Source organism: Gloeobacter kilaueensis JS1 (assembly GCF_000484535.1).
In the GTDB taxonomy this organism is placed as follows: Bacteria; Cyanobacteriota; Cyanobacteriia; order Gloeobacterales; family Gloeobacteraceae; genus Gloeobacter; species Gloeobacter kilaueensis.
In genome coordinates this window covers 2,527,274-2,547,248 of the sequence record NC_022600.1, presented here as the reverse complement: position 1 = coordinate 2,547,248, position 19,975 = coordinate 2,527,274, and the positions used below count along the sequence as shown (strand labels likewise).

The 19,975-nt window shown below is 63.5% G+C and carries 15 protein-coding genes; 11 read left to right on the top strand and 4 right to left on the bottom strand.

All coding sequences use genetic code 11. The features are described from left to right. Positions 1-3 precede the first annotated feature (3 nt). A complete protein-coding gene (locus GKIL_RS11745; protein WP_023173836.1) occupies positions 4-1,086 on the top strand; it encodes a phytoene/squalene synthase family protein in 1,083 nt (360 codons plus the stop codon). Here GKIL_RS11745 and GKIL_RS11740 read toward each other — a convergent pair. Continuing rightward, positions 1,083-1,769 carry a tetratricopeptide repeat protein gene (locus GKIL_RS11740; protein ID WP_023173835.1) on the bottom strand — a complete coding sequence of 229 codons (687 nt, stop codon included), beginning with the start codon at positions 1,767-1,769 and terminating at the stop codon, positions 1,083-1,085. The genes GKIL_RS11745 and GKIL_RS11740 overlap by 4 nt on opposite strands. 195 nt (positions 1,770-1,964) lie before the next feature. On the opposite strand from GKIL_RS11740, the gene GKIL_RS22675 reads away from it, so the two are divergent. Further along, positions 1,965-3,635: a serine/threonine-protein kinase gene (locus GKIL_RS22675; RefSeq protein WP_023173834.1), complete on the top strand. Its 1,671-nt coding sequence runs from the start codon at positions 1,965-1,967 to the stop codon at positions 3,633-3,635. Positions 3,636-3,645: 10 nt separating this feature from the next. On the opposite strand, the gene GKIL_RS11725 is transcribed toward GKIL_RS22675, so the two are convergent. Continuing rightward, positions 3,646-4,215: a DUF2808 domain-containing protein gene (locus tag GKIL_RS11725; RefSeq protein WP_023173833.1), complete on the bottom strand. Its 570-nt coding sequence runs from the start codon at positions 4,213-4,215 to the stop codon at positions 3,646-3,648. A 336-nt stretch (positions 4,216-4,551) separates the two neighbouring features. Between GKIL_RS11725 and GKIL_RS11720 the strand changes: the two genes are divergently transcribed. Further along, on the top strand, positions 4,552-6,300 hold the full coding sequence (locus GKIL_RS11720; RefSeq protein WP_023173832.1) for an ABC transporter ATP-binding protein: 1,749 nt from the start codon (positions 4,552-4,554) through the stop codon (positions 6,298-6,300). Next, the gene (locus tag GKIL_RS11715; protein WP_023173831.1) at positions 6,297-8,045 is read left to right on the top strand and encodes an ATP-binding cassette domain-containing protein; all 1,749 of its coding nucleotides are present in this window, start codon (positions 6,297-6,299) and stop codon (positions 8,043-8,045) included. The genes GKIL_RS11720 and GKIL_RS11715 overlap by 4 nt, the downstream gene beginning before the upstream one ends. Here the strand turns inward: GKIL_RS11715 and GKIL_RS11710 are convergent. Continuing rightward, positions 8,042-8,263, bottom strand: a complete 222-nt coding sequence (locus tag GKIL_RS11710; protein WP_187293805.1) for a hypothetical protein — start codon at positions 8,261-8,263, stop codon at positions 8,042-8,044. The genes GKIL_RS11715 and GKIL_RS11710 overlap by 4 nt on opposite strands. Before the next feature lie 265 nt (positions 8,264-8,528). Continuing rightward, positions 8,529-11,045 carry an efflux RND transporter permease subunit gene (locus tag GKIL_RS11705; protein WP_023173829.1) on the bottom strand — a complete coding sequence of 839 codons (2,517 nt, stop codon included), beginning with the start codon at positions 11,043-11,045 and terminating at the stop codon, positions 8,529-8,531. 847 nt (positions 11,046-11,892) lie between these two features. Between GKIL_RS11705 and GKIL_RS11700 the strand changes: the two genes are divergently transcribed. The 7 genes from GKIL_RS11700 to GKIL_RS11670 are packed head-to-tail and all read left to right on the top strand — an operon-like array spanning position 11,893 to position 19,974. Further along, the gene (locus GKIL_RS11700; RefSeq protein ID WP_023173828.1) at positions 11,893-12,303 is read left to right on the top strand and encodes a hypothetical protein; all 411 of its coding nucleotides are present in this window, start codon (positions 11,893-11,895) and stop codon (positions 12,301-12,303) included. 33 nt (positions 12,304-12,336) lie between these two features. After that, on the top strand, positions 12,337-14,469 hold the full coding sequence (locus GKIL_RS11695; protein ID WP_023173826.1) for a GumC family protein: 2,133 nt from the start codon (positions 12,337-12,339) through the stop codon (positions 14,467-14,469). Between the two features lie 16 nt (positions 14,470-14,485). Further along, positions 14,486-15,562: an SLBB domain-containing protein gene (locus GKIL_RS11690; RefSeq protein ID WP_023173824.1), complete on the top strand. Its 1,077-nt coding sequence runs from the start codon at positions 14,486-14,488 to the stop codon at positions 15,560-15,562. Positions 15,563-15,591: 29 nt separating this feature from the next. Further along, positions 15,592-16,605 (top strand): nucleotidyltransferase family protein, encoded by a 1,014-nt coding sequence (locus GKIL_RS11685; RefSeq protein WP_023173823.1) that lies wholly within the window; start codon positions 15,592-15,594, stop codon positions 16,603-16,605. A 5-nt stretch (positions 16,606-16,610) separates the two neighbouring features. Further along, complete coding sequence (locus tag GKIL_RS11680; RefSeq protein WP_023173822.1) at positions 16,611-17,690, top strand: exostosin domain-containing protein; 1,080 nt, start codon at positions 16,611-16,613, stop codon at positions 17,688-17,690. 6 nt (positions 17,691-17,696) lie between these two features. Further along, positions 17,697-19,112 carry an O-antigen ligase family protein gene (locus GKIL_RS11675; protein WP_023173821.1) on the top strand — a complete coding sequence of 472 codons (1,416 nt, stop codon included), beginning with the start codon at positions 17,697-17,699 and terminating at the stop codon, positions 19,110-19,112. Positions 19,113-19,116: 4 nt separating this feature from the next. Next, positions 19,117-19,974: a glycosyltransferase family 2 protein gene (locus GKIL_RS11670; protein ID WP_023173819.1), complete on the top strand. Its 858-nt coding sequence runs from the start codon at positions 19,117-19,119 to the stop codon at positions 19,972-19,974. The last annotated feature ends 1 nt before the right edge of the window (position 19,975 follow it).

The window sequence follows — 19,975 nt, the reverse complement described above, 5'->3', positions numbered from 1 at the left end:
ACAATGCAGAGCGCCCGTGAGGCGAACAGGGACCAAAAGTCCGCTCTACGGTTCTGTCAAGAAATTCTTCCCGAAGTTTCGAGAACTTTTGCGATCAGCGTTCGCTTTCTGCCGGGCCGGTTGGGCCGGGCGGTGCTTTGTTCCTATTTGCTGATGCGGATTGCCGACACCCTCGAAGACGACCCGATCGCCTCTGCATCCCAAAAAGTCAGCCTGCTTGCCCGGTTTATGGCCTGCTTCGAAGCAGCCGAAGCGGCTGATAAGTTTCCAGGCGAGACAGGAGGCGTCAACGGCGAGAGTGCCCACGTCCAGCTCGTCCAGCACGCCGATCTGGTCTTTCAGGTCTACCGCACCCTGCCGGAACCTACCCGCCGGATCATCCAGCGCTGGGTCGATGAGATGGTCGTGGGCATGAAAAAGTTCGTCACCCTCTACCCGCACGGCATCCGCATCCAGACCCTCGAAGAGTACAACGACTACTGCTACTACGTGGCCGGCACCGTCGGTCACCTGCTCACCGATCTCTGGCACGAACACTCCGGCAGCATCGACCACGACCGGTACAGGACGCTGCTCGCCGACTGCGAAGCCTTCGGCGAGGCGCTCCAGACCGTCAACATTCTCAAGGACATCGCCTGGGACGCCGAGCACGAAAATTCGATCTATATCCCCGAGCACTCGTTGCGCGAGCACGGCAGCAGCCAGCAAACGCTGCTGAGTGACAGCCACCTCGAAAAAAACCGGGCGGCCCTGGCTGAACTGGTGGAGCTGGCCTGGGCAGACCTCGACGCTGCCCTCACCTACTTGCTCGCGATTCCCCGCCAGGCGGTGCCGATCCGGTTATTTTGCATTTTGCCGATGCTGTTTGCCTACGCCACCCTGCGCGAGATCACCCGCTCGACGGCGATGCTCACCAGTGGCGGCACCGTCAAGATCTCCCGCGCCGAAGTCAAATCGCTGATCGTCGCCGGGAGCGCTACAGTGCTGAGCAATCGCGGTATCCAGCAACTGGTAGATCAGGTGCGCTCCCAGCCCTACCTCCTGCGCTGGGTCCACTTCGACAGCTCCCGGCCCGTCCAGGCTTAGTCTGTACCGCGTCCCGCCGGTTTCTGGATGCTGCTCGCGCTGCGGGCATCCTCTGCCGCTCCCTGCCAATCGCCCAGGCCGGCACGGACAATCCCCCGGTTGTGATAGCCGCGAAAGTAGCGTGGGTCAATCTGCAGCGCCCGGTCAAAATCCGCCAGCGCCCCCTGCCGGTCCCCCAGGCGGTAGCGCACGATGCCGCGATTGTTGTAAGCCGCCAGGTTGTCCGGCTCCAGGCGCAGAGCCTCGCTAAAATCCGCCAGCGCTCCCTGCCGGTCCCCCAGGGCGGAGCGGTTGATGCCCCGGTTGTAGTAGATAAAGCCATAATCCGGTGCCAGCGCCAGCGCCCGGTCGTAATCTGCCAGCGCTCCCTGTCGGTCGCCCATCGCGGCGCGCGCGTTTGCCCGGTTGTTGTAGGCGAGCGGGTCGTCGGCCTGCTCAGCAATGATCCTATCGAACGCCTGGATCGCTCCGGTGAGGTTGCCTGACTGGTATTGAGCGACGCCACGGGCAAAAAAGTCCTCCGTCCAGTAATCTTTTGCTTCAAAGTAGCGAAACGCCGTGGACTGCAGCAGATAGAGGGTTACGGTCGGCGGCTCGGCAGCCGCCGGTAAAGAAAAACCAGACAGCGGCACCAGAGCCGCCGCAGTGAGAGCCATTTTCTGGACAACAACCATCATCTTCATCGGCGTTCCTATCCCAGGCGTGGGGGGCAATGTCGTGTGCGATACACAGTTGCCCTCAAGGCTACGCCCCGGCCCAGCCAGCGTCCAGAATTTATGTAGTATATGTAACGGTTCTTTGTGAGCAAGGGCTGACCGGTGCCCAGAGGGCGGCGGCGCGGCAGGTAAGATAGCAGCGGAGCGTCCTGTTCTGCTGCCATGTACAGTCCTGCCAATCAGCGCGACCCCCTGCTGGGCCGGGTCATTGGCCGTTACCGGCTGAGCGAGCGCATCGGCTCCGGCGGGATGGGAGCGGTCTACCGGGCCGAGCACCTCGAAATTCCGACGTTGCTCTCGGCGGTGAAGCTGCTGGCTCCCAACTGCCTCGACAACGACATTCTCCGGCGGCGCTTTCGCGACGAGGCGGCGATCTGCGCCCGGTTGGGCGAGCAGAGCCCCTATATCGTCCAGATCCGCGACTACGGGGTGCTCGAAGACCGCGATCAGCCCTACTACATGATGGAATTCTTGCGGGGCACCAGTCTGGAGGTGCGCCTGCGGGAGGGGGCAATGCCCCTGGCGGCGGCAATCGCTCTGGCCCGGCAACTGTGCGACGGCCTGGCTCTCGCCCACCAGCAGCAGGTGATCCACCGCGACCTCAAGCCTGCGAATATCTTTTTGCTGCCGGACGCCCAGACGGGCGAGCGGGTCAAGATTCTCGACTTTGGTATCGCTAAGTTGCTGTACGATGCCTCGACCGCCAGCCAGACCTCGCTCACCCAGGGCTACATGGGCACGCCCCGCTACTCTTCGCCGGAGCAGTTGCAGGGGCGGCGCGTCGAGGCCAGCTCAGACATCTACAGCCTCGGCCTCATCCTCTACGAGATGCTGTGCGGGGACTTTCCTTTTGTTGTCGAAGAAAATTCTTACGCCGCCTGGTACCAGGCCCACAACATGGACCCGCCCCGGACGATGGCGATGATCCCACCGGCGATCGAGGCGGTCGTCCAGCAGTGCCTGGCAAAAGATCCGAGGGCGCGCCCGGCGAACGCTGTTGTTCTTTACCAGCAACTGGAGCTGGCCTGGCAGCAGAGCCAGGGCCGGGCGGCGACCGAGGTGGTACCGCCGACGGTAATGGCGGCAGTCGAGCCCCCACCGGTGCGGCCTCCTGCCACGCCAGCGCGCCGGGGCTTTTCGCCCCTCATCGCTGCGGGCCTCGGTGGGGCTGCCGTTCTCATCGCGGTGGTCCTCTGGCCAAAAGCGCCCGCCCCGGCTCCGGTGGAACCAAAACTGCCGCAACAGCCAAAAGTGACGAGCGCGCCCAAAAAGACTGCCGCCGCCCCAAAACCGGCCCCGGCCATCAAGACTGCCGAAAAACCTCCGGCCAGCCCCAGTCCCCCACCAAAAGTCGCGCAACCGGTGGCCGCCGCCAGGAGCAAACCGGCACCGACAGCACCAAAAGCGCCGCCCCGCCAGACCCCGAGCATCGCTGCCCGCCCCAAACCGCAGCCGGCTCCGGTCGAGGAGCCGGAGGCACCCCCGCCAACAGTAGCAGCCAGGCTGCCGACGCAGATCATCTACGCCGGGACCGCCTTCAACGCCACCGTCGGCCAGAAGGCGGTGACCGCCGTCGCCTTGAAAATTGACGGCGATCAGATCACAGCCCAATTAAAAGTTGCCCCGCCCCTGGTGGGCAGCGGCATCCTGACGGGCACCCGGCAGGGCAATATCTGTGAACTATCGGGCGTGCTCGACCAGGGCTTCACCATGCGCGTAACGGCCCGCTGTACGCGCGAGCGCTTTGTCGGCAGCTACGCAATCGATCCGTACCAGGACTACCCGGCCCAGCAGGGCACGGTGCAGTTGGGCCGCTACACCGGCAACCAGTAAATCGCGCTTTTTAAGGAAAGCGGAAGCCGCCCTCGCGGAAGACCAGCCGTCCAAAGCCAACAAATTGTGAGACGGGCCGGGGACCGGCGGGCAGAGCGTTGACATCAAAAAGATAGGTGCCCCCCAACCGGGGATTGCGCATCTGGTCGAACTGGACGGTGAGGATCTGTCCTGCCGGTACGGGCTCGTTAAAGTCGATCACCACCGCCTGGTTTTCGAGGCGCACGCGGGCGGGCAAAAGCCGCTCCGGGCTCTGGGGCCGCTGCGCCTCCGGTTCGGTGGGCAAAAACGCCGTCACCGCGCGCGGGTCCGGTAGCTGGCCCCCGGCAGGGCCGTAGTTGTCGGGCAGGGCGATCGTGACGCGGGCGAGCGCCTGCTGCGCCTCCGGCGGAATTTTGATCGTGAACTGGTAGGTGGCCGGATAGAAGTACGTCGAATCGAAGGTAGCGGCGGCGCGGGTGAGCTGCAGGGCGGTGCCGAAGGCCGTCGGCCCTGCAGGCGGGACGGCAGGCTGGCTCTGGGCCATGGCCGGGGCGGCGAGGGTGAGCAGGGCAGCGAGGAGAGAGGCTGGAGCTTTCATCGCTTTTTCTCGCATCTTTTGTCTCGATCCTCATTTTCTCAGGATGTACCTGCATTGACACCTCATCCTCGGCTCTGTTAGCCTCGAAGTCGCGGTTTTCGCACAGCCCTGGCCCCCAGGGGAGGAGCTTACGATGCTCAAGTACGCAATTTACACGCTCCGCAACGCCCAGGCTGATCGCCACCGTTAGGTTTTTGCTCATCTTGATCGTGCTGGACAGCCTTTAGGGCGCGGTCCTCCGTCTTTTGCGTCTATCTTTCATCGCTGCCTGCCTGCACTGTTTCTGGGCAGGCTCGATCGGTGGCTGGTTTTTTGCCGCTTTTTGGGAATTTTTTTATGCTCCTGACCTTTCAGCAGTACAGACGTTTCCTGTCGCTTTATCTCTGGCCGCAGTGGCCCAGGGTGGTGTTACTTGCCCTTTTGCTCTTTGCCACCGTCGGCCTGCAACTGGCCAATCCGCAGGTGGTGCGCTTTTTTATCGACGCTGCCCTCGCCCGGTCGCCGGTGCCGGTGCTCCTTGGATCTGGGGGGGTGTTTCTTGCCGTTGGTCTGGTACAGCAACTGTGTGCCCTGGCGGTGGTCTGGGTGGGCGAAAACGTCGGCTGGACGGCCACCAACCAGTTGCGCGCCGATCTGGCCCGCCACTGTCTGCAGCTGGAGATGGCCTTTCACCACGAGCGCACGCCGGGGGAACTCATCGAGCGCATCGACGGCGATACTACCGCCCTGTCGAACTTTTTTTCGCAGTTTCTGTTGCGGGTAATGGGTGCGGCGCTGTTGCTGGCAGGTACGATCGCCACCGTCTGGATAGAAAACTGGCAGGCGGGGCTGGCCCTGGTGCTCTTTGCTGCCCTGGGCGTCTATGCCCTCAGCCGCGTGCGCCACGTGGCCGTAGCGGCGATCCGCGCCGAGCGCCAGGCGAGCGCCGGGTTATTCGGCTTTTTAGAAGAACGGCTGGTGGGCCTGGACGACATCCGGGCCAACGGGGCCGGTCCCCACGTCCTGCGCCGCTACTGGCAGGTGATGGCGACGCTGTACAAGGAAGGCCGCCGGGCCTGGACAGGCCGCGCTTTGCTCTGGCTTGTCACGATCGCCATCTTCGCCCTGGGCGGGGTGCTCGCCTGCGCGGTCGGAGCCTGGCTCTACGCGGTCGGGGCGATCAGCCTCGGCACGGCTTACCTGTTTTATCAGTACACCGAGCTGGTGCAGAGTCCGCTGGAGCAGTTGACCACGGAACTGTCGAACCTGCAGAAGGCGACCGCCAGCCTGGGCCGGATCGTCGAGCTGTTGGCGATCCGGTCCCAGCCGGAGCCGGAGCACGAGGCTCTGTGCCTTGAGGCCGGGGCGCTCGCGGTGCGCTTCGAGCGGGTGAACTTTGCCTACGCCCAGGGCAAACCGGTGCTTTTTGATCTGAGCTTCGAGCTGCCTGCCGGTCAGGTGCTGGGGCTATTGGGCCGCACCGGCAGCGGCAAGACCAGCCTGACGCGCCTGCTGCTGCGCCTCTGGCAGCCGCAGTCCGGGACGATTTGCCTGGGAGGCACGGATCTATGGGCCGTGCATCGATCCCAGTTGCGCGAGCGCGTCGGCGTCGTCACCCAGGATGTGCAGCTGTTTCGAGCCAGCGTGCGCGACAACCTCACCTTCTTCGATCGCCAGATTCCCGACGATCGCCTGATAGCAGCGCTCGAACAAGTCGATCTGGCAAACTGGCTGGGTAGCCTTGAGTGCGGCCTCGACACCGAACTGATGGCCGCCGGAAAGGGACTTTCAGCCGGGGAAGCTCAGCTTCTGGCCTTTGCGCGGGTACTCCTCAAAGATCCGGGGCTTGTGATCCTCGATGAACCGTCCTCCCGCCTCGACCCGGCCACCGAGCAGCGCGTCGAGCGGGCGATCCGCCAGTTGATGGCGGGGCGCACCGGCATCATCATCGCCCACCGCCTGAGCACCGTTCGCCGGGTGGATCGGATCTTGATCCTCGACGGAGGCCGCATCGTCGAGCAGGGCGAGCGCGCCGCCCTCGCCGCCGACCGCCGCTCGCGCTTTGCCCGGCTTCTGGCAAACGATCTTTCGGAAATCCTCACATGAATACCTGGTATTACCTGGGCCGCCTTCTGCGCTACCGCCTGGGCCTGTATCTGCTCACGACCCTCTGCTGGCTTTGCTTCCACAGCCTGCCCCTAGTGGCGGGGCTTGCGATCAAAGCCTTCTTCGACGCCCTGGCTACGGGCCACAGCGGTGCCGGGAGCGTCTGGCTGCCGATAGCGCTGCTGGTTGCCGTCGCCGTCGCCCGCATGGCCGCCTTCTGGACCGGCTGTCTTACCTGGTCCGCCCTTCTTTACACGATCGCCGCCTGGCTGAGGGGCAATATTCTCGAATGGCTGGTGCAGGGACCGGGGGCGCGGGTACTGCCCGGTTCCTCCGGCGAGGCGATAAGCCGCCTGCGCGACGACATCGACGAGGCGGTGGAGTACCTCGAAAGCTGGGTGGACTTCTGGGGAGAGTTGCTCTTTGTCGGTGTGAGCCTCGCCATTCTCCTGCGCATCGATGCGCTGGTGACGGCCTGCCTGTCTCTGCCGCTCATCGGTTTTTTTGTCGCCGCCAACGTTCTGGGGGAATACCTGCGCCGCTGCCGCGAGGCCAGCCGCGAGGCCGGCGGCCAGGTCACAGGCTTTTTGGGTGAATTGTTCGCCTCGGTGCTGGCAGTCAAGCTCGCTGCCGGCGAAGAACGCCTCATCGATCGCTTCGAGCAGATCAACGAGCACCGCCGCAAGCTGAGCCTGCGGGACAATGTCGCCACCCAACTGGTCGATTCGCTGGGCGAGAGCGTCTTTAACCTGGGCGTGGGCTGCATCCTGCTGCTCGTCGCCAGTTCTCTGCGCAACGGCACTTTCAGCGTCGGGGACTTTGCTTTGTTCGTCAGCTATCTCACCCGCCTCACCGACAAGATGTACTCCTTTGGCCACCTGATCGCCCTGCACAAAAAAATCAGCGTCTCCTTTGCCCGCCTCGCCCAACTGCTCCCCGGCAGCGACCCCCGCCGCCTGGTTGCAGCGGCTCCCGTATACCTCACCACCAGTCCGCCCCTGCTGCCCGCCCCGGCTGCCGATGTTCCCTTTCAGCGCCTTGAGGTGCGGGGACTCACCTACCACCACCCCGAGAGCCGGCGGGGCATCGATCAGATCGACTTTGTCCTGCGGCGGGGATCGTTTACGGTAATCACTGGCCGCATCGGTTCGGGCAAGACGACGCTGTTGCGGGTCCTGTTGGGATTGCTGCCCCACCGGGCAGGAGAAATCCGCTGGAACGGGAAGAGCGTAAGCGATCCGGCTTCGTTTTTTATTCCGCCTCGCTGCGCCTATACCCCCCAGGTGCCGCGCCTTTTTAGTGAAACTTTAGAAGACAACGTGCGGCAGGGACTGCTCGGTGAGGAGGAGCGGCTGGAGCGATCGCTCTACACTGCCGTCCTCGAACAGGATGTCCAGCGGCTGGAGCACAAACTCGACACGGTGGTGGGCCCGCGCGGCATCAAGCTCTCCGGTGGCCAGCTGCAGCGCTCCGCTGCCGCCCGGATGTTCGTGCGCGACGCCCAGCTCCTCGTCTTCGACGATCTTTCCAGTGCCCTCGATGTCGAGACCGAAAGCCAGCTCTGGAAGCGGCTTTTTACCCAACCCGACCTTACCTGTCTGGTCGTCTCCCACCGCCGGGTCGCCCTGGAACGCGCCGATCAGATCCTGGTGCTCGAAGCAGGCCGCCTGATTGCCCAGGGCCAGCTCGACGAACTCCTGCGCACCTGCCCCCAGATGCGGCAGCTCTGGGAGTCCGAAAGCTAAGCGGCCCGGCTCTGATCCCAGAGCTGGGCTGCGAGCTGGTTGGCGCACAACAGGTCGGGAGCTTCGCCGATCGGGCGGGCAAGGGTTCCTGTGATCATCCTGCCGTCCAGCAACTCGACCGCTGCCTGCCAGGCATCGCAGAGAGAATTTTTGAATTCGGCCAGCCCGAGGTGCAGGAACAACACCACGCCACACTCGGTGAGGTACAACCTGGGCATCGTATCTGCTGAGAGCATCCTATTTCCCTCCTGAGAACAGCGCGGACCGTACAGGTCTGGTTGCGGCCACTGCCCGCCTGCCCTTTGAGCAGCGCCGGCATCTACTTCCAATAGTGGCCCTTCTGCAGCCAGTTTCAACGGCAAAAAGGGATATGCCTGCAGTAGGATTGGCACTCCCCAATCCCAGGGGGCGGCAAGCCCCGCTGCAGGGTGAGCCGACGGGTTGCGACTCATACAGGAACCGGCAAAAGCGGACACAGCGACATCAAAAAAAATACTTCCCGGCTCTTAGATCGGCGATCAGGCTGTCGGCGACGGGCACGACGATCAGGCTCAACAGGGTCGAGGTGAGCAGTCCGCCGATGATCGCAATCGCCATCGGGGATCGCAGCTCAGCCCCTGCCCCGAGGCCGAGGGCGATGGGCACCATGCCGAGGATGGCCGCCGCCGTCGTCATCAAGATGGGCCGCAGACGAATCGGACCGGCCTGGAGGATCGCCTCGCGGGTCGAAAGACCACGGGAGCGCAACTGGTTGATGTAATCGACAAGAATAATCGCGTTCTTGTTGACCAGCCCCAGCAAAAAGATGATCCCGATGACCGAGATCATCCCAAATTCGCTATGGGTCACAAACTGGGCGACCATCGCTCCAACGATGGCCAGGGGCAGGGCCAGCACGATGACGAGCGGCTCGACCCAACTGCGAAATAGAGCAATCAGCACCGCCAGGATGCAGCCAACCGACAGAGCCAGGGTGAGGGCAAAGCCGCCAAAGACGTTGGAGACATTTTCGGTGTCGCCGCCAAAACTCAGGCGCAGGCCCGCCGGCAGGACGGCCCTGGCCGCAGCCTCGATCTGGGCGGTCGCCTCGTTGATCGTCAGGCCGTGGTTGAGGTTGCTGGTGAGGTAGATGGCCCGTCTGCCGTTTAGATGGCTAATTTCGACCTGCTCGCCCAGGTATTGACCGGCTCCGCTCAGGGCAACATCGACGAAGCCGCTCTTTGATGTGAGGCGGTCCTTGAGGGCCAGAGCACCGCGATTGAGCAGCGATAGATCCTCGCCCAGAATTGCGACTTCGACAGGTTTCTGACTGCCGTTTTCGATAAAGGGAATGTCATCGACGCTGATATCGACTTCGGCGAGGCGCGGCAGCCGGGCGCGCAGGGTGTCTTGAAAATCGAAGGTCTTGACTTTGCGATCGGCCCGCAGGCGCACGTAGAGCGTGCCTCGGTGGGTCTGGCCGCCGCTTGCTCCGATCGTCGTGAAGACCGATTGGACTTCGGGAAAACGGCGGATCGCCGCTTCGATCTCGACAGCGACCCGGCGCGATTCAAAGATCGAGCTACCCAGTTCGCCAGTGTAATTGACGTTAAATTCGCCCCGGTCGAGGTGGGGAATAAAGCCCTTGGGAATGAGGGGGATGAGCGCCACTCCGCCTAAAAAACTCGCCAGGGCGATCCCCAGCACCCCAAGGCGGTGATCGAGCGACCAGGCGAGCAGGCGGCGGTAGCGCTCGATCACCTGCGGCCAGAAAGGAAAGCCAGAAAATTTTGGCTGCTGGGTACCAGACTTCAGCCAGCGGGAAGCGAGCAGGGGCGAGAGGGTGCGCGCCACCAGCAACGAGGTGATCACCGCCGCCGAGACGGTGAGGCCAAAGGGCCGAAAGAACTGCCCGAGCACGCCCCCCATCAGGCCCACCGGCAGAAACACCGCCACGACCGTGAGGGTTGCCGCCGTCACCGTCAGGCCAATCTCGTCGGTGGCGGCAATCGCTGCCTGCGCCGGCGGCTCGCCGTCTTCGAGGTGGCGGGCGATGTTTTCGACATCGACGATCGCATCGTCGATGATGATCCCGATCACCAGCGCCAGGGCGAGCAGGGTAATCGTCTCAAGGTTAAAGCCAAACAGGGCCATGACGATGAACGTACCCAACAGCGACGTGGGGATCGCCAGGGCGGAGATGAGCGTCGCCCGCCAGTTCCCCAAAAACGGAAAGATCACGAGCACCGAGAGGGCAATCGCCAGGGCCAGAGCCTCGACGGTGGCGAGGCTCGCCTCGCGGATGTAGTCGGCCTGGGTGGCGGCCAGTACCAGCCGGAAGCGCCCGTGCAACCTGTCGATCTGCTGCTGGACCTGGCGGGCGACTACCAGCGCGTTGGCGTTCTCGCGCTTGATCACCTGCACGGCGAGCGCGTCGCGGCCACCCAGGCGCACTGCACTTTCGCCGCTGCCTAAAAGGGTGACCTTGAGCACCCCCGGCACCTTTTCGAGAGCAGGGACGATCTCGCTTCGAGCAATCCCCGCCAGGGCAGTGAGATTGGCTGTATCGCTTTCGAGGGCGTAGCTCACCACCGCCGACTCGTTGAGGTTAACTTGCACCACCTCAAAGCGGGTGCCCACAGGCAAGCTCAGCGCCCCAACCACCGCCCGCACCTCGCGGCTGGCGGCGGCGGGATCGGTGCCGACCGCCAGCGACAGGCTCACCACCGAATGGCCGGGATAGCTGGAGGAGCGCACCTTGTCTACGCCCGTCATCCGGCGCAACCGCTGCTCGATGGGCCGGGTGAGCTGCGCCTCGGTCCGCTCGACATCGGAGGCGGCAAGGGTGCTATTCACCACCACGACCGGAAAGGTGATATCGGGAAACAGCGCGTACTTGAGCGAGGTGAAGCTCACCGCCCCACCGATCGACACCGCCAGCCAGAAGCCGACGGTCAACCAGGGGTACTTGAGAGCCAGTCGTGAGATATTAAAGCGTTCTCGAAGCGGCGTTTCTGCCAAGAAAAATCCCCCAGGCAGGCGGGTTGCCTGCCGCCTGCTTCTGCTCAATCGTACCTGGATCGGGCGATCCCCTGTTGCCAGGGGCCGGCGCTCAAGCTGACTATTCTTTGGGTGCCATGTTGTTCAGGCTCCTGGACAGATGAGAGAGAATGTAGGCATATTTCTATCGACTCAAGAACGGACAGACCCCCTGCAGTGCATCGCTCCGCCTCTGCGCAGAATGTTCAAGAGCTAGTGCTTTGCTACCAATTTTTCCCCAAAAACTAGACAGGCAAGAGTGAAAAATTGAATGATGAGTGCAACTTTATACGGGAGAAACGAGGCACGAACTGCCCGGATCGCAACCTTCAGGCACTCAATTGTTTGTAGCAAAAACTACGAAATACTGCCCAGGGGCGTGTTATTTGTTGAAGCCAGTCTGCATGTTAAAACTATTCTCCCGGCACCAGAGGGGTCAGTGTTTCAGCGGTTATGTGGTATCTAAATTTTCTAGAAACAGACACCTTCGGGGCTATGAGATAGCGGGTCATCTTGAGCGAATGCATTCCTAGAGTTGTCTTAGAACCGTGCTTTTCAGAATCTGACTGCATAAGTTGGTCCCGGTGCCGCTAGAGGTTAAGAGGCAGTAGCAGGTTGCTTCAAATTCGAGCGCGCCGAGTTGCTTATCCTGACATAGTCCTCAGCGCAAGGCAGACAGAGTCTTGATGGTCCGTTGGATCTCGACCTTCTCTGCAACCACTTCCAGGGGAGTCGTGTGTCCTGGAGTGGTCTGGCCTTGATCTGCTTGAACGCGCAGATTTCGACACCTTCCAGCAAATATCGGCCCCTTCCCCCAGGAGCGTTACGCATGAAAAGATCCGAACGCAACCGGAACCGTTCCCGTTCCGGCGGTCGCCGCATCAAGTGCCCGACCCACGGCTGTCTGATGGACAGTCGCAGTCGCAAACAGAACTTGTTTGCCCACACAGCCGAACAGCTCAAGCAGCGCGGAATGCGCCCGCCGCGCATCCAGCAACTGCTTGCTCAACAGCAGGCTGTTCCGCTGAGCGACGAATGGCTCGAAGCGTTCTGGTGCCCGGAATGCGACGAAAACGGCTGGTACCACATCCAAAAACGCAGCGACGGATACACTGCGATGCGGGCCGACGATCGCCTCTGGCAGCGGGCGCTCGGGGTGGTGCCTCCTTACAATCCGTCGGTGAGCGAATTTAGCCGGCAGCAGGCCCGTTGCCTGACCTCGCGCTGGATCGCTGAATAGATACGGCTTTACGAACTTGGATAAGGGATCCCTATGGCTACCACAGTTTCGCTGCTGCGCGTCTTTGCAAGACACAGGTTGCAGGCAGCGCTCGCTTTTACGCTGGTACTCGGTTCTTGCCTGGCAACTGGCCTGCTGACGCCGGTCGAGTACCAGTCGGAGGCCAAATTGCTCTTTCAAGATCCCGGTCCGGAGGTCTCAGGTCTGGCCGGTGTGGCCGACAACGGCACCTACGCCCACGCCAGCGATCCGATCGAGAACCGCCTGGAACTTATCAAGACCGGCTCGGTTCTCCAGTCGGCGATCGAGGCGGCAAAGCCTGTCAACCCCAAGACCCACTCTGTCTTCAGCGTCGATCAACTGCGCGCCGGACTCGCGACCAAGCAGATCCTGGGGACTGATATCGTCGTGCTTTCGTTTAAGAGCGGCGATCCCCACAGTGCCCGTCAGGTGGTGCAGGCGGTGGCTGACGCTTTTATTCGCGACATGGTGGCGAGCAGCCGCAGGCGGGCGACGGCGATTCGCCAGTTCATCCAGCAGAAGCTGCCCACCGTCGAGCGCAACCTCAAGCAGGCCGAGCGGGATCTGCAGAATTTTCAGAACGCTTCTGGCTCCGTCGAGATTGCCGTCGAGACCCAGACGGCGGTCAACAACCTCTCGACCCTTGAGACGCGCCAGCGCGAACTGAGGGCGATGTTCGACTCGGAGCAGTCGCAGCTAGATGGGCTCAGGCAGCGGTTGGGCGGGCGCACCAGCGCCCAGGCGATCACCCGGCTGGCGGTGAGCGAAGATCCCGACATCCAGGCGATGCGCGCCCAGCTTGCCACCCTCGACGCCGATATCGCCCGCCAGAGCGGTCGGCTCGGCCCCCAGCACCCGATCATGCAGTCGCTGCAGCGCCAGCGCGAGGCGCTTGAGAGTTTGATCGATGGCCGGATCCGCCGTCTGGGCGGCAGCAGTGGCGAGCAGTCGGTGAAGGTCGATTCGGTAAGTCAGGAGTTGACCACCACCCTGGCCCAACTGGAGGTCAAGCACAGCGGCACGGGCCGCGAACTGAACAATGTCACCGCCGCGATCGGTGGATACCGCCAGAAATTGCAGGTGCTGCCGGGGCGGCAGGTGCGCTACGCCCAGCTCACCCGCAAGGTGCAGGTGAATACCAACGCCTTCAACCTGCTCGCCAACCGCCTCGAAGAAGCGAAGATCGCCGAAGCCCAGGGGCTTGCCAACGTGCAGCTGGTAGAACCGCCCAGCGAACCGGGTGCACCGGTCTGGCCCAACTTCTTCGTGCTCGCTGCCGCCGGTACCGCCGCCGGGATCGCCGCCGGGGTAGGATCGGTCGCCCTCAAAGAAGCCTTCAGCCGCAAGGTGCTCTCAGGACCGGAGGTGCAGCAGTTGTTGCAGATCCCGGTGCTCGCCTCGCTGCCCCTCATCGAGGCGCGCCCCAGCGAAGCGCTCGAAGCCTGGAACCGGGAAGCCTACCGGATGCTGTGCATGAACCTGCGCTTTTTGGGCCAGCTGGGCAATCAGGCCGAGCCCCTCATCGTCGTGAGCAGCGCCCTGCCCAACGAAGGCAAGACGAACGTCTCGATTCGGCTGGCGCGCTCGATGGCCCACTCGCGCCAGCGCGTGCTGCTCATCGACGCCGATTTGGTCCGCCCGTCGGTGGCGAGCCTGCTCAAGCTCGAAGCAGGGCCGGGCCTTGCGGAGTGGCTCTACGAGCAGGTGGGTAGTGGCAACCCGCCCCCGATCGAGAGCCTCATCCAACCTTCGGCGAGCGAAAACCTCGACGTGCTCACCGCCGGACAACTGCAGCTGGAAGATTCGGCGAGCTTTTTGAGCCCACCGGCCCTCGAAGCGCTCCTGGCTCAACTTGCGAACCGCTACGACCAGATTGTCGTCGATACGCCCCCTCTGGGAGGCTACGCCCACGGCTATCTTTTTGGAGCCAGGGCGCGGGGGATTTTGCTCGTCGTCCGGCCCGAGCACTCGGAGCACGAACCGCTGGTGCGGGTCAAACAGGTGATCGAGCGCAACCGGATCAAGCTACTGGGTCTGGTGCTCAACGGCGTCAACGGTCGTCAGGAGCTGGCCTACAACTACTACCAGCGCAAGGCGGTGCCCGAAGGCACCGATATCTTGCAACTGCCCTCCGCCCGCCACTAATTTTTGGGTGATCGCGATGAAACATCCTGCACGCCTGGGTCTGCTCCTGGCGCTCGCTCTTTTTGGGCCGCTGCCGGAGCGGGGGCTCGCTGCCGGTGAGCCGGTACCTACCCTCAGCACCGGGCTGGTCAACCAGGGCTACCGGTTGCGCAGCGGCGACCGCATCCACGTCGATGTCGTCGATTTTCCGGACCTCTCCAAAGATCAACTGATCCTTCCGGACGGCACGATCAACGTGCTGTACCTGGGGGCGGTGCAGGCGGCGGGCCGCACCCCGGAGCAATTGAGCAGCGAGCTGAGCGGACGCTTTCAGGGCATCCTGCGCCAGCCGGTGATCTCGGTCTCGGTGATCGGCACCCGGCCTTTGAAGGTGAACGTGATTGGCGAGGTGCTCAATCCCGGCCCCCAGTCCTTTAGAGTCCAGAACCAGCTCAACGCCGCCATCCAGCCCAACACCGGCGGCAACGGCGTCCAGAGCCAGGAGACGATCAGCGGTGCCCTCAGTCTGGCCGGCGGGGTGACGCCGCTCGCCGACATGCGCCGGGTGAGTTTGATTCGCCAGGGACCGGATGGACCCACCGAAAAGACGATCGACCTCTGGCAGGCGCTGCAGTCGGGCGACTTCAGCCAGGATCTGTCCCTCACCGACGGTGACACGGTAAAGGTCGCCCGGCTGGAAGAAGGGGACGCCGCCGGCGAGCAGATGGCCGCCACCCTCGCCACCACCACCTTTGCCCCGGAGACGGTGAAGGTGCAGGTGGCGGGGGAGGTAAAAAAGCCAGGTCTGGTCAACGCCGATCCCCGCTCCTCGCTGCTCAACACGATCTACGAGGCGGGTGGGCCGACCACCGAGGCGGATCTGAGCAGCGTCAACGTCGCCCGGATGATGCCCAGCGGCAAACTCCAGCGCCTGCACGTCGATGTCAGCGCCATCGCCGAGGGCAAAGTCGCCTTTCAGGTGCGCAACGGCGACATCGTCTTTATTGGCCGCCAGGGCAGCCGCCAGTTCGCCGACGATATCAGAGCCTTTTTAGGACCGATCGGCGGCCTGCTCAACCTGGTCTTTCCCTTTGGCTACCTGTTTGGCCGCTGAAATTTTTTCTATTCGTGAGGAGTCCCACGATGAAAGCTTTCGTGCTCGCCGCCGGCAAAGGCACGCGCCTGCGGCCCTTTACCGACGAATTGCCGAAACCCCTGGTACCGGTGCTCAACGAGCCGGTGATGGCGCGGGTGATGAGTCTGTGTCATCGGCACGGCTTCTCAGAACTCGTGGCGAACGTCCACTACAAGGCCGAGCGGATCATCGAGGCGTTCGGCGACGGCAGCCGCCACGGCGTCAGCCTGCGCTACTCCCACGAAGAAAAACTCCTGGGCACAGCGGGCGGGGTGCGCCGCCAGGGCGACTACCTGGCGGACGGCACCTTTGCGGTCGTCTCAGGCGACGTGGTGAGCGACCTCGACTTGAGTGAGTTGCTCGCCTTTCACCGCGAGCGGGGAGCCCTCGTGACGATGGCGATCAAAGAAGTGGCCGACCCCTCGCGCTTTGGGGTAGTGGTCACAGACCCCACAGGCCGGATCACCTCGTTTCAAGAAAAGCCCGCCCCCGGCAGCGAGCGCTCGCGCTTTGCGAACATGGGAATCTACATCCTGGAACCAGAAGTCCTCGACTGGATTCCAGCGGAGCACGCCTACGACTTTGGCAGCGATCTTTTTCCGGCCCTGCTCGCCGCCGGTGCGCCGCTTTTTGCGATGCAGACCGACGCCTACTGGTCGGATGTCGGCACCCTGCCGCAGTACCTCATCACCCACTGGGAGTTGCTGCGCCGCCACCACGCCGGACGGCGAATCGGGCGGCACACGATCGTCGAACCGGGAGCCTCGATCGCAGCGGAAGCGTTCATCGGCGATCACTGCCACGTGCGGGCCGGGGCGATCGTAACGGGCTTTTCGTGCATCGGGGATCACACGGTCCTCGAAGCCGGTGCCCACGTCCGCGACAGCGTGATCTGGTCGCCCACCCAGACCCCCCACCGGGTAAGCGGCTCCCTCGCCTGTGCGATCGTCGGCCTCAATCGCTGCGTCGAGGTCGAGGTGGCCGACTGGAACCACACCCATCCCGCAGCCCAGCGCGCCTGAAGGTCATGATCGCCCTCTACGCCGACCGCCACTATCTACCGGCAAGCTCCCCCCACTGCGTGCTGCTCTATCCCTTCTGGGGCAAGAACGCCGAGGATCCGGCCAACCCGAATAGCGGGCGCTACGATCACTACGCCCGGACGGGCAGCGAGCACTTTGCCCTCGGCGCTCTGGAAGAGGCAGACCTGGCGGTGTTGCCCTTCGACTGGACGGAGGCGGCCCATTCGCCGGAGGCGGCCCACCTCGCCCACCAGTTGGCAGCGCGAGCCCGCGCTGCCGGTAAACGGCTCGTCGTCTTTTATCCGGACGATGCCACCGCCCCGGTGCCCCTCGACAACGCCCTGGTCTTTCGCACTTCGCTCTTGCGATCTCGGCGGGCAAAAAACGAATTCGTCCTGCCGGGCTGGAGCGAGGATTTTGTCGAGCGCTACAGCGGAGGCGAGGTGCAGTTGCGCCGCAAGCGGACCCGACCGGTGGTGGGCTACTGCGGCTACGACGCACTCTGCAGGACCAACGGCGGCTGGAAGGCGCGCCTCCGGCTCAGGCTCGGGGCGACACCGGTACTACCAAAGCTCGCCCACAGCGTCGGGATCGAACTCACCCGCCATCCCCTGCCCTGGCTCTATGGTTCGCGGGTGCGCTCCCAGGCGCTCTACATCCTCGCTGAAAGCCCCCGCATCGCCTGCAACTTTCTGTTGCGCGACCGGTTGCACCACAGCGAAAGTCTGGCCCTTGAGGCGCGGCGGCAGTTCGTCGCCAACATGCTCAACAGCGACTACATTCTCTGCGCGCGCGGCGGCGGCAACTTCTCCTACCGCTTCTACGAGACGCTCAGTTGCGGTCGTATCCCGGTCTTGATCGACACCGACTGTGAACTGCCCTTTGGGCGCTGGATCGACTGGCAGCGCTACTGCGTCTGGGTCAAAGAGGACGATCTGCCCCACATCGCCGAGCGGATCGAAGCTTTCCACGCCCGCCTCAGCCCCCGCGAATTTAGCCAGTTGCAGCTCGCCTGCCGCCGCCTCTGGGTCGAATGGCTCTCGCCCACCGGTTTTTTTGCCAACTTCCACCGCCACTGCCCCTAAAAACCCATGACCCTCGAAGCGCCGCTCTGGAAATCGAGTTGGAACCTGCTCGTCGTCGTGAGTATCGGCATCGGCGTCGCCGCCGCCCGCTCGCCGCTCTTACTCGCCGCCTTCTTCGTCGCCGCGATCGGGGTGAGCTTTTTAGCCCGCCACTTTACGATCGCGGTGCTCGTGCTCCTCACGATCCGCTCCAGCCTCGACCCCTTCGGTCGCTGGCAGCTCGCTTCGCTTCTCGCCCTCGGCATCGATGCCATCCTTGCCTTCTATGTGCTGGGCTGCCTGCTGTTGCATAGGCCCATCAAGGGAGACTGGTGGGGTATTTTTTTGTTGCTCTGGGTAGCGGCGATGAGCTTCTGGCCTGTCGCCTCTTATCTGGGCTGGCTGGGAGAAGAACCGCCCGAGGCGTTCGGCCTCTGCTTGCGCGAGTGGATCCGCTTTGTCTCCTACGCCGGGGTCTACTGGCTCGTCATGCAGCTGCGCGATACGATCAGCCCCCAGCGCGTCCTCGACTGGCTGCTGCTCTCGCTGGTGGCTCCGACGAGCGTCGCCTTTGCCCAGCTTGCGCTGCCCATCGCCGCCCTGCCTTACGAGCTGCGGGTGTACATGCACAACCGGATCTATGGCACCCTCGGCCATCCCAACACCCTCGCGGTCTACCTGGTGCTGATGGCGGGCCTGGTCTGGTGGAAGTACGCCACCAGCCACCGGAAGCGCTGGCTGGCGCTGCTTGCCCTGCTCGGCTTTTTGTTCATCAACACCAACTCCCTTTCGGGGATCGCGATGCTGCCGGTGCTGGTGGGTATGGTTGCCCTGCCGCGCCTCAACCTCAAGGGCCTGGTCGGGGCGGCGATTGCCCTCACCCTGGTGCTGGGCATCTTTGCCAACACCGATATGGGCCGCGAGCGGCTGAACGCGCTGCGGCAGACCCCGATCCTCAACGGCGACTTTAACCTCGGCAAGGCGGCCCGGCTGGCCCACCTCGACGACAACAGCTTCGCCTGGCGCATTGCCCAGTGGAGCTATCTTGTCCGGGCCTGGGAGCAGGCTCCGGTGCTCGGCCACGGCCTTGGCACGACAGCGATCCTGACGCCGTATCGCAACGACTCCCACAACGACTTCGTGCGCGCCCTCGCGGAGACAGGAGCGGTGGGTTTCTGCCTGTTCGTCCTGATGTGGGGGACTCTATCGGTGCGGGTACTGAGCCTCTGGCGAGGTGCTCTCCCCGATTCGCCCCAGCGGGAGCTGTGCTGGGTGCTCTTGAGTATCTACTGCGCCACCACTGTCGGGATGCTCGCCGAGCACTACTGGCAGACGACGACGTTTTTCTTTTACTGGTGGGCGGCCCTGGCGGTGGCCGGTTGGCCCTGGCCCGCCCCCGCTGCCCCAATCTCGGTCCAGACTGCTCCGCTCCTCGAAGGATAACGCCATGAGCCGCATTCACGCCGTCTGTCTGCTCAAAAACGAAGGCGATGTCGTCGCCCAGACCCTCAGGTACGCCAGCCGCTTTTGCCACCGGATCTACGTCTTCGATACCGGTAGCAGCGACGACAGCTGGGATCAGGTGCAGGCGCTGGCAGGCGAGGTGATCGTTCCCTACCGGCGCGAGGCGGTACCCTTCAGCGATGGCCTGCGCGCCCAGGTCTACAACGCCGTGCGCAGCGGCTGTGCGATCGGCGACTGGTTCTATATTCTCGACGCCGACGAATTTCTGGCCGAGGATCCGACGGGGGCGATCCAGCGGGCGGAGCGCGAGGGTGCCCAGCAGATCAATACGCTGCAGTACAACTTTTATTACACCGACACGGACTGGCAGGAGCACCTCAAAGGCGGCGACTCGCGATCAAGACCCATCGCCCAGCGGCGGCGCTACTACCGCTTCGTCAATGTCGAGCAGCGCCTGTTTAGAATCAGCGACGATCTCGTCTGGCCTGAGACCACCGACGCAGAGCACCCGAGCGGCTATATCTTTCCGCTCTGGCCGGCGGGGCGCAAGAAGTGCTCCTCCAAGATCCCCAACCGCCACTACCAGTACCGCGATCCAGAGCAAATTCAGCTCCGGCTGCTGACCCGCCAGGCGGCGCGGGCCGCCAACGACGCCAACTTCGTCCACTACCGCTCGCTGGACGCTGGGGTGAACTGGATGCAATCGATCGTACCCAGCCGGCAGCTGCACTACTACCGGGGCGACGGCCACTTTCGCTACACGCTGCGCGAGCGCGCCCAGATTTTCAAGGAGCGCCTGGGCAGCCGCGATTTTTTTCGCTTCGATTTTCTGGCCACCTGAA

Excerpts from the sequence above, each read along its gene's own strand:
- GKIL_RS11745 (WP_023173836.1), top strand. The coding sequence starts at position 4 with ATGCAGAGCGCCCGTGAGGCGAACAGGGACCAAAAGTCCGCTCTACGG.
- GKIL_RS11740 (WP_023173835.1), bottom strand. The coding sequence starts at position 1,769 with ATGAAGATGATGGTTGTTGTCCAGAAAATGGCTCTCACTGCGGCGGCT.
- GKIL_RS22675 (WP_023173834.1), top strand. The coding sequence starts at position 1,965 with ATGTACAGTCCTGCCAATCAGCGCGACCCCCTGCTGGGCCGGGTCATT.
- GKIL_RS11725 (WP_023173833.1), bottom strand. The coding sequence starts at position 4,215 with ATGAAAGCTCCAGCCTCTCTCCTCGCTGCCCTGCTCACCCTCGCCGCC.
- GKIL_RS11720 (WP_023173832.1), top strand. The coding sequence starts at position 4,552 with ATGCTCCTGACCTTTCAGCAGTACAGACGTTTCCTGTCGCTTTATCTC.
- GKIL_RS11715 (WP_023173831.1), top strand. The coding sequence starts at position 6,297 with ATGAATACCTGGTATTACCTGGGCCGCCTTCTGCGCTACCGCCTGGGC.
- GKIL_RS11710 (WP_187293805.1), bottom strand. The coding sequence starts at position 8,263 with ATGCCCAGGTTGTACCTCACCGAGTGTGGCGTGGTGTTGTTCCTGCAC.
- GKIL_RS11700 (WP_023173828.1), top strand. The coding sequence starts at position 11,893 with ATGAAAAGATCCGAACGCAACCGGAACCGTTCCCGTTCCGGCGGTCGC.
- GKIL_RS11695 (WP_023173826.1), top strand. The coding sequence starts at position 12,337 with ATGGCTACCACAGTTTCGCTGCTGCGCGTCTTTGCAAGACACAGGTTG.
- GKIL_RS11690 (WP_023173824.1), top strand. The coding sequence starts at position 14,486 with ATGAAACATCCTGCACGCCTGGGTCTGCTCCTGGCGCTCGCTCTTTTT.
- GKIL_RS11685 (WP_023173823.1), top strand. The coding sequence starts at position 15,592 with ATGAAAGCTTTCGTGCTCGCCGCCGGCAAAGGCACGCGCCTGCGGCCC.
- GKIL_RS11680 (WP_023173822.1), top strand. The coding sequence starts at position 16,611 with ATGATCGCCCTCTACGCCGACCGCCACTATCTACCGGCAAGCTCCCCC.
- GKIL_RS11675 (WP_023173821.1), top strand. The coding sequence starts at position 17,697 with ATGACCCTCGAAGCGCCGCTCTGGAAATCGAGTTGGAACCTGCTCGTC.
- GKIL_RS11670 (WP_023173819.1), top strand. The coding sequence starts at position 19,117 with ATGAGCCGCATTCACGCCGTCTGTCTGCTCAAAAACGAAGGCGATGTC.